10 protein-coding genes are annotated in these 15,235 nt (G+C 72.4%); 8 read left to right on the forward strand and 2 right to left on the reverse strand.

What is annotated here, in order from left to right; genetic code table 11:
* The first annotated feature begins 44 nt into the window (after positions 1-44).
* The 6 genes from ACZ7N4_RS19560 (at position 45) to serA (ending at position 9,987) form a co-directional block, all read left to right on the forward strand.
* Entirely contained in the window at positions 45-1,022 is a 978-nt protein-coding gene (locus ACZ7N4_RS19560; protein WP_471359574.1) for a 2-hydroxyacid dehydrogenase, read from the forward strand.
* Positions 1,023-1,221: 199 nt separating this feature from the next.
* Positions 1,222-4,416: a putative bifunctional diguanylate cyclase/phosphodiesterase gene (locus tag ACZ7N4_RS19565; protein WP_471359575.1), complete on the forward strand. Its 3,195-nt coding sequence runs from the start codon at positions 1,222-1,224 to the stop codon at positions 4,414-4,416.
* 243 nt (positions 4,417-4,659) lie between these two features.
* Positions 4,660-6,510, forward strand: a complete 1,851-nt coding sequence (locus ACZ7N4_RS19570) for an acetolactate synthase large subunit (RefSeq protein ID WP_471359576.1) — start codon at positions 4,660-4,662, stop codon at positions 6,508-6,510.
* Between the two features lie 18 nt (positions 6,511-6,528).
* Positions 6,529-7,053, forward strand: a complete 525-nt coding sequence (gene ilvN / locus ACZ7N4_RS19575) for an acetolactate synthase small subunit (RefSeq protein WP_121786755.1) — start codon at positions 6,529-6,531, stop codon at positions 7,051-7,053.
* Positions 7,054-7,171: 118 nt separating this feature from the next.
* Positions 7,172-8,170 carry a ketol-acid reductoisomerase gene (ilvC, locus tag ACZ7N4_RS19580; RefSeq protein ID WP_471359577.1) on the forward strand — a complete coding sequence of 333 codons (999 nt, stop codon included), beginning with the start codon at positions 7,172-7,174 and terminating at the stop codon, positions 8,168-8,170.
* Positions 8,171-8,397: 227 nt separating this feature from the next.
* The gene (serA, locus tag ACZ7N4_RS19585) at positions 8,398-9,987 is read left to right on the forward strand and encodes a phosphoglycerate dehydrogenase (RefSeq protein WP_471359578.1); all 1,590 of its coding nucleotides are present in this window, start codon (positions 8,398-8,400) and stop codon (positions 9,985-9,987) included.
* Positions 9,988-10,056: 69 nt separating this feature from the next.
* On the opposite strand, the gene ACZ7N4_RS19590 is transcribed toward serA, so the two are convergent.
* Positions 10,057-11,571 (reverse strand): MFS transporter, encoded by a 1,515-nt coding sequence (locus tag ACZ7N4_RS19590; RefSeq protein WP_471359579.1) that lies wholly within the window; start codon positions 11,569-11,571, stop codon positions 10,057-10,059.
* 96 nt (positions 11,572-11,667) lie between these two features.
* Between ACZ7N4_RS19590 and ACZ7N4_RS19595 the strand changes: the two genes are divergently transcribed.
* Complete coding sequence (locus tag ACZ7N4_RS19595) at positions 11,668-12,252, forward strand: TetR/AcrR family transcriptional regulator (protein ID WP_471359580.1); 585 nt, start codon at positions 11,668-11,670, stop codon at positions 12,250-12,252.
* On the opposite strand, the gene ACZ7N4_RS19600 is transcribed toward ACZ7N4_RS19595, so the two are convergent.
* Entirely contained in the window at positions 12,239-13,600 is a 1,362-nt protein-coding gene (locus ACZ7N4_RS19600; RefSeq protein ID WP_471359581.1) for an MFS transporter, read from the reverse strand. The two genes, ACZ7N4_RS19595 and ACZ7N4_RS19600, sit on opposite strands and share 14 nt — an antisense overlap.
* A 47-nt stretch (positions 13,601-13,647) precedes the next feature.
* Between ACZ7N4_RS19600 and pdxR the strand changes: the two genes are divergently transcribed.
* A complete protein-coding gene (pdxR, locus tag ACZ7N4_RS19605; RefSeq protein WP_471359582.1) occupies positions 13,648-15,057 on the forward strand; it encodes a MocR-like pyridoxine biosynthesis transcription factor PdxR in 1,410 nt (469 codons plus the stop codon).
* Positions 15,058-15,235: the final 178 nt, after the last annotated feature.

Below are 15,235 nucleotides of genomic sequence, written 5' to 3' on the forward strand. Positions count from 1 at the left end.
AACCTAACCTCTGCGCGCACGGGCGCCTGACATAGCCTCCTGGCATGACTTCAGACGTCTGGCTTCCCATTCCGCCCGAGGAGATCGAGGGGCTGCCCGAGGGGCTCCGGTACCTGTTCTGGGACGGGGGGGACGACGGCCGCCGGCCGTTCCCCGGCGACCCGGCGGAGTGCGCCGTGTACGTGGTGCCGTACATGAAGCGGCTGTCGGTCCGGGTGGGGCCGCTGGAGCACCTGACGAACGTCCGGGTCATCCAGACGCTCACCGCCGGCGTGGACGACATCACCTCCCAGTTGTCGGCGATCCCGCCGGGGGTACGGCTGTGCAACGCGCGCGGGGTGCACGAGACCAGCACCGCCGAGCTGGCGCTCACCCTGACCCTCGCCGCGCTGCGCGGCATTCCGCAGTTCGTCCGCGACCAGCAACAGGAGCGCTGGGCCGGCGGTTTCCGCCCCGCGCTCGCCGACAAGAACGTCCTGATCGTCGGGTACGGGGCCATCGGCGCCGCCATCGAGGACCGGCTCGTGCCCTTCGAGGTGGCGCGGGTGGCGCGCATCGCGCGCTCCCAGCGCACCACGGCGCGCGGTCTTGTGCACCCGATCACCGATGTGCTCTCCCTGCTCCCGGACGCGGACGTCGTGATCGTCTGCACCCCGCTCACGGAGGCCACCAGGGGCCTCGTCGACGCCGGCTTCCTGGCCCGGATGAAGGACGGCGCACTGCTCGTGAACGTCGCGCGCGGAGCCGTCGTCGACACCGAGGCGCTCCTCGCCGAACTGGAACGGGGCCGGATCACCGCCGCCCTGGACGTGACGGACCCCGAGCCGCTGCCCCCCGGCCATCCCCTGTGGCAGGCGCCCGGAGTGCTGATCACCCCGCATGTGGGCGGTCCCTCCTCGGCCTTCCTGCCGCGCGCCGGGCGGCTGCTGGCCGACCAGTTGACCCGCTACGTGAACCAGGAGCCGCTGCGCAACGTGATCCTGACGACCGGACCGGGAACGGCGGGAGCAACCGGGCGGTAAGCCCCTTCCGGCACCCTCCGCAACCTTTCGGACGCGGCCCGTACCCGCATCCCCGCTGGTCGTCACGGAGCGTAGAGACACTATGTCCCTGAGTGACGATCCTGGTGTATCGTCCCGACAGGGGCTGCGCCGCTGACCGTTCGGCGCCGGGGATGGACATTTCAGATTTGTGAGGGGGGCGACGGGCGATGCACGGCCTATGGACGAACGATCCGACGCGGCGGAGCCGCCGACGGCGACCCTGGCGCACGGCAGCGCGCAGACGCGGCCACCACACCAGCCACCACAGTCACCAGCAGCGCAGGCACAGCGGCCGTCGCAGGCACGCCCATCCAGCGCACCGGGACCGTCGGGACCCGGGAGCGGCGCAGACCGGGAGGCCCCGGTGAGCGCCCCGCCCTCGGTCACGACCCCCCTCGACGGAGCGGTGCGCGCACCGCACCCGCACGAGGCGCCGCCGCCCCGCCGGCCGGCCGCCGGTGACGGCACCCGGCTGGCGGAGCAACTCGTCCTCGCCCTGATCTGCGCGGCCTACGCCGTCGGAGCCGCGTTCGACTGGGGCACGCGCGAAGTCGCGTTGATCATGGGCGACTTCGGACTGACGGCCGCGGCGGGCACCGCCGCCGTCTCCTGCTTCCTGTACGCCCGCAGCCGGCGCGTCCGCTTCCGCTCGGCCTGGCTGCTGTTCGCCCTCTCCTCGACCATGGCCGCGCTGGGCAACGCGGTCTGGGGCTGGTACGAGGTGGTGCTGGACCGGCCCGTGCCCAGCCCCAGCTACGCCGACCTGTTCTTCCTGTGCTTCGCCCCGCCCGCCATCGTCGGCCTGCTGGTGCTCGCCAAGCGGCCGGTGACCCGGGCGGGCTGGATCTGCCTCGGCCTGGACGCCTGGCTGATCGGCGGCTCGCTGCTCACCCTCTCCTGGAGCCTCGCGCTCGCCCAGGCCGCCCGCATCGACGGGTCGAACGTGGCGCACGCCGCGCTGTCGCTGGCGTACCCGCTGCTCGACATCGCGCTCGTCAGCATGGTCCTCGCGCTGCACTTCCGCCGCGCCCCGGGCAACCGTACGGCGGTGAACACGGCGATCGGCGCGCTCGCGCTCACCGTGATGTGCGACGCCCTGTTCACCTCCCCGTTGCTGCACAGCAGCTACCGCTCCGGGCAGCTGCTGGACGCGGGCTGGTTCGCCGGTTCACTGCTGCTCGCCTACGCACCCTGGGCCGCCCCCCGGCGCCGGCGCGCGCAGGAGGCACGCCCGGCCGAGGGCCACACGCGCGTGGTGCACGAGCACGTGCCGGGCCAGCGGAGCACGGGCCACCTCCCGCCGCCGCCCGCGCCGGGCGGCGAGCACAGCCGGTACCCGTCCGGCCGGCCGCTCACCGGCTCCCTCGCCGCCCTCACGCCGTACCTCGCCGCGGCCGTGTGCACCCTGGGCATCCTGTACAACGTCCTGAACGGCCGCAGGCCCGACCACGTGGTGCTGATCACCGCGGGCGCCGTGGTGCTGGCGCTCGTCATCCGGCAGGGCATCATGCTGCTGGACAACATCACCCTCACCCAGGAACTGGCCCAGAAGGAGAACCACTTCCGCTCCCTGGTGCAGGGCTCCAGCGACGTCATCATGATCGCCGCGCCCAACGGCATCCTGCGGTACGTCTCCCCGGCCGCCGCCGGGGTGTACGGCCGGCCCGCCGAGGAACTGGTGGGCACCGAGCTGGCGGCGCTCATCCACCCCGAGGACCTGGGCTGCGTGGTGCACGAGGTGCGCCGCTTCCTCGCCGCCAGCCCGCTGGAGGAGCCCACCACGCGCATCGAGTGCCGGTTCCGCTCCGGCGACGGCGGCTGGCTCAACGTCGAGTCGACCGTCAACCGGCACCACGGCGGCCTCATCTTCAACAGCCGGGACGTCACCGAGCGAGTGCGCCTCCAGGCCCAGTTGCAGCACAACGCCGAGCACGACCCGCTCACCGACCTGCCCAACCGCGCGCTGTTCACCCGGCGCGTGCAGCAGGCCCTGTCCGGCCGCCGCGCCACCGACCGGGGCGCCGCCCTGCGCGGTACGGCGGTGCTCTTCATCGACCTGGACGGCTTCAAGGCCGTCAACGACACGATCGGACACCAGGCCGGGGACGAACTGCTCATCCAGGCCGCCCGCAGACTCCAGGACGCGGTCCGGCAGGGCGACACCGCCTCCCGGCTGGGCGGCGACGAGTTCGCGGCGCTGATCGTCGGGGACGGCACCCGGGACCGGGCCGCCCGGGAGCGGAACATCCTGGAGCTGGCCGACCGCCTCAGGGGGACCCTCTCCCAGCCGTACGCCATCGACGGCAACGACGTCCGGGTCAACGCCTCCATCGGTGTCGCGTTCGCCGAACCGGGGCTGGGCGCCGGTGAGTTGCTGCGCAACGCCGACCTCGCGATGTACCGCGCGAAGTCGGCCGGAAAGGGCCGGGTCGAACTGTACAAACCGCAGATGCAGCAGGACGTCGTCCGCAAGGCGGAGCTGGCCACGCGCCTGCGTGCCGCCCTCCACGACGGCGAGTTCACGCTGCTGCACCAGCCCGTGGTGTGCCTGCAGAACGGCCGGATCACGGCGGTCTCCGCACAGGCGCGCTGGCGCTCCTCGCAGGGCGTGCTGTTCACCCCGGCCGAGTTCCTGCGGGTGGCCGAGGACGGCGACAAGACCGCCGAGCTGGACCGCTGGATCCTTCAGGAGGCCGTGGAGCAGGCGGCCGAGCGGGCCGCGACCGGGCTCGTCGTACCGGTGGCCGTCCGGATGAGCGCCCGGCGGCTGCTGGACCGCTCGACGCCGTTCGGCTCGGTGGAAGCGCTGCTGACCCGGCACGGACTGCCGCCCGGCGCGCTGGTCGTCGAGCTGTCCGACACCGACCCCCGGGTCGGTCTGGACGAACTGGAGCGGCGGCTGACCGCGCTCAGCCGGCTCGGGGTGCGGATCGCGCTGGACGGCTTCGGCAGCGGTTACGCGGCCATCACGGCCCTGCGCAGGCTGCCCGTGGACATCCTCAAGCTCGACCGCGGTCTGGTCGAGGGCGTGGTGGAGTCGGCGCGGCTGCACAAGATCACCAGTGGTCTGCTGCGGATCGCCGGCGATCTCGGCCTCCAGTCGGTGGCCGAGGGCGTGGACCTGCCCGAGCAGGTGGTCGCGCTGCGCGCGATGGGCTGCACGCACGGACAGGGCATGGCGTTCGCCGGCCCGTTGGACGAGTACCGGCTGCGCCGGGCGCTCGGATCCGGCCACTATCCGGTGCCGCACGCCCCGGCCGAACCGGCGTTCGCGGGCAAGGGGCCCCGGGTGTACACAGGGGGTGTGTCGGCTGTCATCGGAGGCGGGAGCGCCCTTCGTTCACATTCTGAGACGCCCGTCCCACCCACTTGACACGTGGTGCGTGCCGGGGGGAGGGTCAGTCCCATGCGCACCCGAATTCTCGTACTTGGACAGCGCGTCGGCTGAGCTGGGAACCACCGGAGGACGATCCGGAATCCCCAGCGACCTCACCGGCGCGCTCCCCTCGCTTGCCTTGCGGCACGAGGGGTTTTTTGTTGCACGAGTGCCTTTCGTGCAATGCGTGCACTCCGCCCGAACCTCGCAAAAACCCTCAGCATCGAGAAGAGAATGCCGATGACCGAGCAGGCCACCGGGGCCCACCATCCGCAGCCGCGGCCCCGTTCCGGAGGACAGCAGTCCGCCCCCGTCGAGCACGTCACGGGTGCGCAGTCCCTCATCCGCTCCCTCGAGGAGGTCGGCGCGGACACGGTATTCGGCATTCCCGGCGGCGCGATCCTGCCGGCGTACGACCCGCTGATGGACTCCACCCGGGTGCGGCACGTCCTGGTCCGCCACGAGCAGGGCGCCGGCCACGCGGCCACCGGCTACGCGCAGGCCACCGGCAAGGTCGGCGTCTGCATGGCGACCTCCGGACCGGGCGCCACCAACCTGGTCACGCCGATCGCCGACGCGCACATGGACTCGGTGCCGCTGGTCGCGATCACCGGCCAGGTGTCGTCGAAGGCGATCGGCACGGACGCCTTCCAGGAGGCGGACATCGTCGGCATCACCATGCCGATCACCAAGCACAACTTCCTGGTCACCAAGGCCGAGGACATCCCGCAGGTCATCGCGCAGGCCTTCCACATCGCCTCCACCGGCCGTCCCGGCCCGGTCCTGGTCGACATCTCCAAGGACGCGCTCCAGGCGAAGACCACCTTCACCTGGCCGCCCGCCATGGACCTGCCCGGCTACCGCCCGGTGACCAAGCCGCACGCCAAGCAGATCCGCGAGGCCGCCAAGCTCGTCACCGCCGCCCGCCGGCCCGTCCTGTACGTCGGCGGCGGCGTCCTCAAGGCGCAGGCCACGGCCGAGCTGAAGGTCCTCGCCGAGCTGACCGGCGCACCGGTCACCACCACCCTGATGGCGCTCGGCGCGTTCCCCGACAGCCACCCGCTGCACCTGGGCATGCCCGGCATGCACGGCAGCGTCGCCGCGGTCACCGCGCTGCAGAAGGCCGACCTGATCGTGGCCCTCGGCGCCCGCTTCGACGACCGCGTCACCGGCAAGCTGGACAGCTTCGCCCCCTACGCCAAGATCGTCCACGCGGACATCGACCCGGCCGAGATCGGCAAGAACCGCGCCGCCGACGTGCCGATCGTCGGTGACGCCCGCGAGGTCATCGCCGACCTGGTCCAGGCCGTGCAGAAGGAGCACGCCGAGGGCCACCAGGGCGACTACACCGCCTGGTGGAGCGACCTGAGCCGCTGGCGAGAGACCTACCCGCTCGGTTACGACCAGCCGGAGGACGGCTCGCTCTCCCCGCAGGCGGTCATCGAGCGGATCGGGCAGCTCGCCCCCGAGGGCACGATCTTCGCGGCGGGAGTCGGCCAGCACCAGATGTGGGCCGCGCACTTCATCCAGTACGACAAGCCCGCCACCTGGCTGAACTCCGGCGGCGCCGGGACGATGGGCTACGCGGTCCCGGCCGCGATGGGCGCCAAGGCCGGCCGGCCGGAGCAGGCGGTCTGGGCGATCGACGGCGACGGCTGCTTCCAGATGACCAATCAGGAGCTGACCACCTGCGCCCTGAACAACATCCCGATCAAGGTCGCCATCATCAACAACGGCGCCCTCGGGATGGTCCGCCAGTGGCAGACCCTCTTCTACAACCAGCGCTACTCCAACACCGTGCTCCACAGCGGCCCCGACGACGTCAACCCGGAGGCCAAGGGCACCCGGGTGCCGGACTTCGTGAAGCTGTCGGAGGCCATGGGCTGCGTGGGCCTGCGCTGCGAGCGCCCGGAGGACCTGGACAAGGTCATCGCGGAGGCGAACTCCATCAACGACCGCCCGGTCGTGGTCGACTTCATCGTCCACGAGGACGCGATGGTCTGGCCGATGGTCGCCGCCGGCACCTCCAACGACGAGATCATGGCCGCCCGGGACGTCCGCCCCGACTTCGGCGACAACGAAGACGACTGAGCGAGGAAGACCCCAGACATGTCCAAGCACACGCTCTCCGTCCTGGTGGAGAACACGCCGGGCATCCTCGCCCGCATCGCCGCCCTGTTCTCCCGGCGCGGCTTCAACATCGACTCGCTCGCGGTCGGCGTCACCGAGCACCCCGACATCTCCCGCATCACCATCGTGGTCGGCGTCGAGGAGCTCCCGCTGGAGCAGGTGACCAAGCAGCTCAACAAGCTCGTCAACGTGCTGAAGATCGTCGAGCTGGAGCCCGGACAGGCCGTCCAGCGCGAACTCGTCCTGGTGAAGGTCCGCGCCGACAACGAGACCCGCTCCCAGATCGTGGAGATCGTCCAGCTGTTCCGCGCCAAGACCGTGGACGTCTCCCCGGAGGCCGTGACCATCGAGGCCACCGGGTCCGGCGAGAAGCTGTCCGCCATGCTCAAGATGCTGGAGCCGTACGGCATCAAGGAGCTGGTGCAGTCCGGCACGATCGCGATCGGCCGCGGTGCCCGTTCGATCACGGACCGGTCGCTGCGCGCTCTCGACCGGACGGCGTAAGACTGAGAACGGGCGGCCGGCGATCAACGGCCGCCCGTATGCCGAGACCCCCGAACTTCCTTCCCGCCCGCCGTCATACGGTGGGACGCACCACCTGCACACAAGGAGAGAACCCAAAGTGGCCGAGCTGTTCTACGACGCCGACGCCGACCTGTCCATCATCCAGGGCCGCAAGGTCGCGGTCATCGGCTACGGCAGCCAGGGCCACGCCCACGCCCTGTCGCTGCGTGACTCCGGTGTGGACGTGCGTGTCGGTCTGCACGAGGGCTCGAAGTCCAAGGCCAAGGCCGAGGAGCAGGGTCTGCGCGTGGTGACCCCGGCCGAGGCCGCCGCCGAGGCCGACGTCATCATGATCCTCGTCCCGGACCCCATCCAGTCCCAGGTCTACGAGGAGTCCATCGCCCCGCACCTGAAGGACGGCGACGCGCTGTTCTTCGGCCACGGCTTCAACATCCGCTTCGGCTTCATCAAGCCCCCGGCCGGCGTCGACGTCGCCATGGTCGCCCCGAAGGGCCCGGGCCACCTGGTCCGCCGTCAGTACGAGGAGGGCCGCGGCGTTCCCTGCATCGCCGCCGTCGAGCAGGACGCCTCCGGCAACGCCTTCGCGCTGGCCCTGTCGTACGCCAAGGGCATCGGCGGCACCCGCGCCGGCGTCATCAAGACGACCTTCACCGAGGAGACCGAGACCGACCTCTTCGGCGAGCAGGCCGTCCTGTGCGGTGGCACCGCGGCCCTGGTCAAGGCGGGCTTCGAGACCCTGACCGAGGCCGGCTACCAGCCGGAGATCGCCTACTTCGAGTGCCTGCACGAGCTGAAGCTGATCGTGGACCTCATGTACGAGGGCGGCCTGGAGAAGATGCGCTGGTCGGTCTCCGAGACCGCCGAGTGGGGCGACTACGTCACGGGCCCGCGGATCATCACCGACGCCACCAAGGCCGAGATGAAGAAGGTCCTCGCCGAGATCCAGGACGGCACCTTCGCCCGGAACTGGATGGACGAGTACCACGGTGGTCTGAAGAAGTACAACGAGTACAAGCAGCAGGACTCCGAGCACCTGCTGGAGACCACCGGCAAGCAGCTGCGCAAGCTGATGAGCTGGGTGAACGAGGAGGCGTAAGCCTTCCGACAGGGGCCGGGGCGCACTGCTCCGGCCCCTGTTGTCCACCTCGTCCAGCCCCGGACGGGTGATCCTTCCGCCGAGGCGTAATGCGACCCCCGCCTCAGCACTAGACTGCTGCACAACACGCGTCAGGCCCACAGCGTCGTGCGTCTTCCGCGGCTAGCCCCCCTCCTCCGCCTGCGGCCGTCGGGACGGCCGTCCGCATCGCACATGTGAGGACTCACGTGAGCTCGAAACCTGTCGTACTCATCGCTGAAGAGCTGTCGCCCGCCACCGTCGACGCACTCGGTCCGGACTTCGAGATCCGGCACTGCAACGGAGCGGACCGCGGCGAGCTGATTCCGGCCATCGCCGACGTGGACGCGATCCTGATCCGCTCCGCCACCAAGGTCGACGCCGAGGCCATCTCCGCCGCGAAGAAGCTCAAGGTCGTCGCCCGGGCCGGTGTCGGCCTGGACAACGTCGACGTCTCCGCCGCCACCAAGGCCGGCGTGATGGTCGTCAACGCCCCCACCTCCAACATCGTGACCGCCGCCGAACTGGCCTGCGGTCTGATCCTCGCCACCGCCCGCAACATCCCGCAGGCCAACGCCGCGCTCAAGAACGGCGAGTGGAAGCGCAGCAAGTACACGGGCGTCGAACTGGCCGAGAAGACGCTGGGTGTCGTGGGCCTGGGCCGCATCGGTGCCCTCGTCGCGCAGCGCATGTCCGCCTTCGGCATGAAGGTCGTCGCCTACGACCCCTACGTGCAGCCCGCGCGGGCCGCCCAGATGGGCGTCAAGGTGCTCTCCCTGGACGAGCTGCTGGAGGTCTCCGACTTCATCACCGTCCACCTGCCCAAGACCCCCGAGACCCTCGGCCTCATCGGCGACGAGGCGCTGCGGAAGGTCAAGCCGACCGTGCGCGTCGTCAACGCCGCCCGCGGCGGGATCGTGGACGAGGCGGCGCTGTTCGCGGCGCTGAAGGAGGGCCGGGTCGCCGGCGCCGGCCTCGACGTGTACGCCAAGGAGCCCTGCACCGACTCCCCGCTCTTCGAGCTGGACCAGGTCGTCTGCACCCCGCACCTGGGCGCGTCGACGGACGAGGCGCAGGAGAAGGCCGGTATCGCCGTCGCCAAGTCCGTCCGCCTCGCCCTCGCCGGCGAACTCGTGCCGGACGCGGTCAACGTGCAGGGCGGAGTCATCGCCGAGGACGTCAAGCCGGGCCTGCCGCTGGCCGAGCGCCTCGGCCGCATCTTCACCGCGCTCGCCGGCGAGGTCGCGGTCCGCCTCGACGTCGAGGTCTACGGCGAGATCACCCAGCACGACGTGAAGGTGCTGGAGCTGTCCGCGCTCAAGGGTGTCTTCGAGGACGTCGTCGACGAGACCGTGTCCTACGTCAACGCCCCGCTGTTCGCGCAGGAGCGCGGGGTCGAGGTCCGCCTCACCACCAGCTCCGAGTCGGCCGAGCACCGCAACGTGGTGACCGTGCGCGGCACGCTGGGCACGGGCGAGGAGGTGTCGGTCTCCGGCACGCTGGCCGGCCCGAAGCACGTCCAGAAGATCGTCGCGGTCGGTGACTACGACGTCGACCTGGCCCTCGCCGACCACATGGTCGTCCTGCGCTACGAGGACCGTCCGGGTGTCGTCGGCACCGTCGGCCGCATCCTCGGCGAGGCGGGCCTCAACATCGCCGGCATGCAGGTCGCCCGCGCGGCGGTGGGCGGCGAGGCGCTCGCCGTGCTGACCGTGGACGACACGGTGGGATCCGGTGTCCTGGCCGAGGTCGCCTCCGAGATCGGGGCCACGTCGGCTCGGTCGGTGAACCTCGTCTGATTCCCCTCTTCCCCCGCGAACGCCGGTCGGGCTGACTCTCGTCAGCCCGACCGGCGTTCGCGTCGTTCCCTACTCGTCCCGCACCTCGATCTTCCGCAGCGTCACCCCCGCCGCCACCGCGGCCAGCGCCAGCGTCACCGCGCCCGCGATCGCCGCGCCCTGCATCCCGCCGGTGAACGCCTCCCGCGCCGTGGCGAGGAGGGACGCGCCGGTCCGGCCGGGCGCGTGCGCCGCGTCGGCCAGCGCCCCGCCCAGGGTCTCCCGGGACGCCGCCGGGGCCGTGTCCGGCATCCCGTGGCGGTAGAGGGCCGTACCGATCGAGCCCAGGACCGCCATGCCCAGCGCGCCGCCGAACTCGGTGCCGGTCTCCAGGAGGGAGGAGGCGGCGCCCGCCCGCTCCACCGGCGCGCCGCTCATCGCCAGGTCGGTCAGCTGGGACATCACCATGACCGCGCCGCAGGCGAGGACGCCGGCCGCGGTCAGCACCAGCCACAGGGAGTCGGTGCCGGCGAGGGACAGCAGGCCGTAGCCGGCGGCGCCGACCGCGAAGCCGGCGGCGACGACGTACCCGCGGTGGAGGCCCCGCTGGACGAGCTGGGCGGTGACGGGGCCCGCGATGCCGATGAGCACCGACGGGAGCAGGCTCCACAGCGCCGCCTCCAGCGGGCTCTTGCCGAGGACCGACTGCAGGTACTGCGTGGTGAAGACCGCGGAGCCCATCATCCCGAACGCGCTGACCAGGGTCAGCACCAGCGCCGGGGTGAAGCCGTGGCCCCGGAGCAGGGCCGGCGGGATCAGCGGGGAGGTGCCGGTGCGCTGGCGGTGGGCGAAGAGGGCCGCGAAGAGCAGGCCGACGGTGACGCAGAGGACGTACCGCGGGTGCCAGCCCTCGGAGGGGATCTCCTTGAGGCCGTAGACCACGGGGAGCACGGCGGCCAGGGAGAGCGGGACGCTGGGCCAGTCGAAGCGGCCGGGCGCGGGGTTCTTCGACTCGGGCAGCAGCACCGGGCCGAGGACGAGCAGCAGCGCCATCGCGGGCAGGTTGACCAGGAAGACCGAACCCCACCAGAAGTGCTCGACCAGGATGCCGCTCATCACCGAGCCGAGGGCGATGCCGCCGGTCATCACCCCGGACCACAGCCCGATCGCCTTGGCCCGCTGGGCGGGGTCGGTGAACATCGTGCGCAGCAGGGCCATCGTGGACGGCATCAGGGTGGCGCCGCCGATGCCGAGGACCGCGCGGGCCGCGATCAGGGTCTCGGCGCTGTCGGCGTAGGCCGCGAGGAGCGAGGCCCCGCCGAAGGCCGCGGCTCCCATGAGCAGGAGCCTGCGGCGGCCGATGCGGTCGCCGAGCGAGCCCATCGTCATCAGCAGGCCGGCCAGCACGAAGCCGTAGATGTCGAAGATCCACAGTTGCTGGGTGCCGCTCGGACGCAGGTCGGCGTTGATCGCGGGGGTCGCGAAGTACAGGACCGAGACGTCCATCGAGACCAGCAGGAGCGGCAGCATCAGCACGCCGAGGGCGGTCCAGGCACGGCGTCCGGCGCGGACGGGGGTGGCGGTGCTCGTCGCGTTCATCGTCATGCCGAGGACTGTACGGACGTCTTAAACGATTGTCTAGAACGCTTGTATAAGTCATCTGTCTAGGACGATCGTATGGATCCCGGGTAAGGTGACGGCATGGGACACCGTGAGGATCTGCTCGAAGGCGCCAAGCGCTGCCTGCTGGAGAAGGGTTTCCTGCGTACGACCGCGCGGGACGTCGTCAAGGAGTCGGGCACCAACCTGGCGTCGATCGGTTACCACTACGGTTCGAAGGACGCGCTGCTGGTGCAGGCGTACATCTCGCTGATCGAGGGCGTGGGGGAGCGGTTCGACCCGGGGCTCGGCGCGGAGGTGACACAGCCCCCGGGCTCGCTGGAGCGCTTCCGGGAGGTGTGGGCCGGAGTCATCCGCACGGTGCCCGAGTCCCGGCCGATCTGGCTGCTCAGCTTCGAGCTGATGTTCCAGGACGAGCGGCTGCAGGAGGTGCGCAAGCTCCTCGCGGAGGCGCAGCGCGAGGGCCGCGCGGGGCTCGCCGCCATGTTCACCGGCGTCCCGGAAACGGATCTCGACCCGGAGACGGTCGAGACCGAGGGCCGGCTCTACCAGACCCTCCTCAACGGGCTCATGGTCCAGTGGCTCTTCGACCCCGACTCCGCGACCACCGCCGAACAGCTCACCGAGGGGCTGCGGCGGGTGATCCAGGACGTCACCGGGGACTGACCCGGTCCCCGTGTCCGCCGGACACCGGCCGGTCCCGCACCGCCGGGGCCAGCGCGCCCAGCATCACCGTCGCCGTCACCGCGAACGCCCAGGGATACCCCGTGCATCCGGCCAGGACACCGAACACCGCCGCTCCCGTGCCCATGCCGGCGTCGTAGGCGAGGTTCCACAGGGCAGTCACCGTGCCGTAGGAGGCGCGGGGGACCCTGCCGTACAGCAGCGCGAGCGTCGCGTTCTGGGTGAGGCCGAAGCCCGCGCCGAACACCGCGGCACCGGCGACGACGGCGACCGCGCTGGAGGTCGCGGCCGTGAGCAGCATCCCGGCGGCCGACACCAGCAGTCCGGGCAGCACCAGCCGCCCGGAGCCCTTCCGGTCGCCGTACCGGCCGGCCGCCCAGCGGGCCGCGGTGGTGGTGGCGGGCTGCACCAGCAGCGCCACCGGCACCGCGCCCGCCGCCGCGGGCGCCACGGCCAGCGGCAGGAACGTCACCAGGACGCCGGCGGCGAGCGCGGTGGTGCCGAAGACGAGCGAGGGCCGGCGCAGCGGCCCGGAGCGCAGGGCGGCGACCATGCCGAGGCTCTTCCGGCCGACGCCCCGGGACACGGCGGATCCGCCCGGTGCACGCCGGTCGTTCGTGGTCTCGCGCGGGTCCGGGGCCGTGGGTGTCGCCGTGTCGGCCGGTGCGCGTCGGTCGTTCGTGGTCTCGCGCGGGCCCGGGGCCGTGGGTGCCGCCGTCTCGCCCGGCGCGCTGCCGTCGTCCGCGGTCTCTCTCAGCCCCGGGACCGTGGGCACCGCGGCCAGCGCCGCCGCCCCGGCCGCCACCGCGACCGGTGCGAACCCCACCTGCCCGGACAGCCACAGGCCCAGCGGCAGCGCGGCCAGGGACGGGATCCCTCCGACCACACCGACCAGCGCGAGACCCTCGCCCCGGCGCTCGGCCGGGATCAGTGCCGCCGTCAGGGCGCCCCCCGCGACGATCGTCAGCGCGAACCCCAGCCCACGCACCGGACACAGCGTCAGGATCCAGGCCGGCGCGGCGGAGAGGGGCATCAGCAGCGCGGGCGCGCCCAGCAGGAACAACCCGGCCGCCAGCGGCCCCCGGGTGCCGTACCGGGTGACGATCCGCGGCGCGGCCAGCTCGCCCAGCACCGTGGTCAGCATCAGCGCGCCCGTGGCGAGACCCGCCCCGCCCCGGCCGGCGTGCGCGGGCACCGCCGACAGCAGCAGGTAGAAGCTGGTCGAGGCGCCGACCATGCTCACGAACCGCAGGGCGAGGGCGCGGGTCAGCAGGGGCGGCAGGGGCGGCCGTACGGCCGAAATCCCCTCCAGGGGCACGGAGTTCGTCATGCGGCCGACGCTAGGCGGCGACCGGACCCCCGGTAAGCTCCAATTCCATGCCTGTGCAGTGGGCCGGTCTGTCCCCCGAGTTGTTGCTGTCGGTCGACCGCGGCAGCGGCGAACAGCTGCGCGCGCAGCTGGAACGGCAGTTGAGGGACGTGATCCGCACCGGTCGGCTCCGGCCCGGCGAACGGCTGCCGTCCTCCCGGGAACTCGCGCGCGCTCTCGGCCTCTCCCGCGGCCTGGTCCAGGACGCCTACGCCCAGTTGCAGGCCGAGGGATACCTGGTCACCCGCGTCGGCTCGGCCACCCGTGTGGCCCCTTCCGCGCCCACGCCGCCCGCCGCCGCACCGACGCCCAGGCCTCCCACGGACGTGCCGCGCCTGGTCGCGGACTTCCGGTACGGCGTCCCCGACCTGGCCTCCTTCCCACGCGGCGACTGGCTGTGGGCGGTCCGGGAAGCCGCCCGGACCATGCCGACCGCGGACCTCGACTACGGCGACCCGCGCGGCAGCCAGGCGCTCCGCGAGATCGTCACCGCCTATCTGCGCCGGGTCCGCGCCGCCGTCGCCGACCCCGCGCACACGGTCGTCGTCTCCGGCTACGCACAGGGCCTTGCCCTCGCCTTTCAGGTCCTGGCCCGGGCCGGAGTGCGGGCCGTCGCCCACGAGGAGCCCGGCGCCCCGGCCACCGTGACGGCGGCCGCCCGCGCCGCGGGCCTGAGCCCGGTCCCGGTCCCGGTCGACGCGGACGGCCTCGACGTGACGGCGCTGGAGGCGACCGGGGCCACGGCCGTGGTCGTCACCCCGGCCCACCAGTGGCCGACGGGTGTGGCGCTGGCACCGGCCCGCCGCCGTGCCCTGGCGGCGTGGGCGCTGCGCCGGGGCGCCCACGTCATCGAGGACGACTACGACGCCGAGTTCCGCTACGACAGGGAGCCGGTCGGCGCGCTCCAGGGCCTCGCACCGGACCGGGTGATCTCGATCGGCACGGTCAGCAAGTCCCTGGCCCCCGCCCTGCGCATCGGCTGGCTGCTGAGCCCGCCCGCGCTCACCCCCCGACTGGTGGAGGCGAAGCGGATCGCCGACCGTGGCACGCCCACCCTCGACCAGCTGGCGCTCGCCCTGCTCATCGAGTCCGGCCGCTACGACCGCCACCTGCGCCGCATGCGCACCACCTATGCGGCCCGCCGCACCACCCTGGTCGCGGCCCTCGCCGAGCACGCCCCGCGGGTACGGCTGACCGGGCTCGCCGCCGGCTTCCACGCGGTGGCCCACCTCCCGGACGGCGCCGAGGAGGGCACGGTGATCGGCGCGGCCCTCGCCCGCGGTGTCGGCCTGTACGGCATGAGCGCCTGCCGTTCCCTGCCGGCGGCCGGCCCGGCACGCCTCGTCCTGGGGTTCGGAGACGTACCCGAACGCGCGATCGCGGAGGGGATCGCGCGGGTCGGCGACCTGCTCGGCTGACCGCGCCCCCCGAACCCGCTCCCTGACCGCACACCGGAAGTGCGGCACCCGCCCCCGGGCTCACCTCCCGCCCGCCCGGATCACGAACGGCCGCCCGGCACGGACCAGGGGTCCCGTGGTCCGCGCGACCGGGACTCGGGGGCGCGGTGATCGGGGCGAGCCGGGGACGGCCGCCGGT

It is taken from the genome of Streptomyces sp. NPDC107654 (assembly GCF_055639035.1).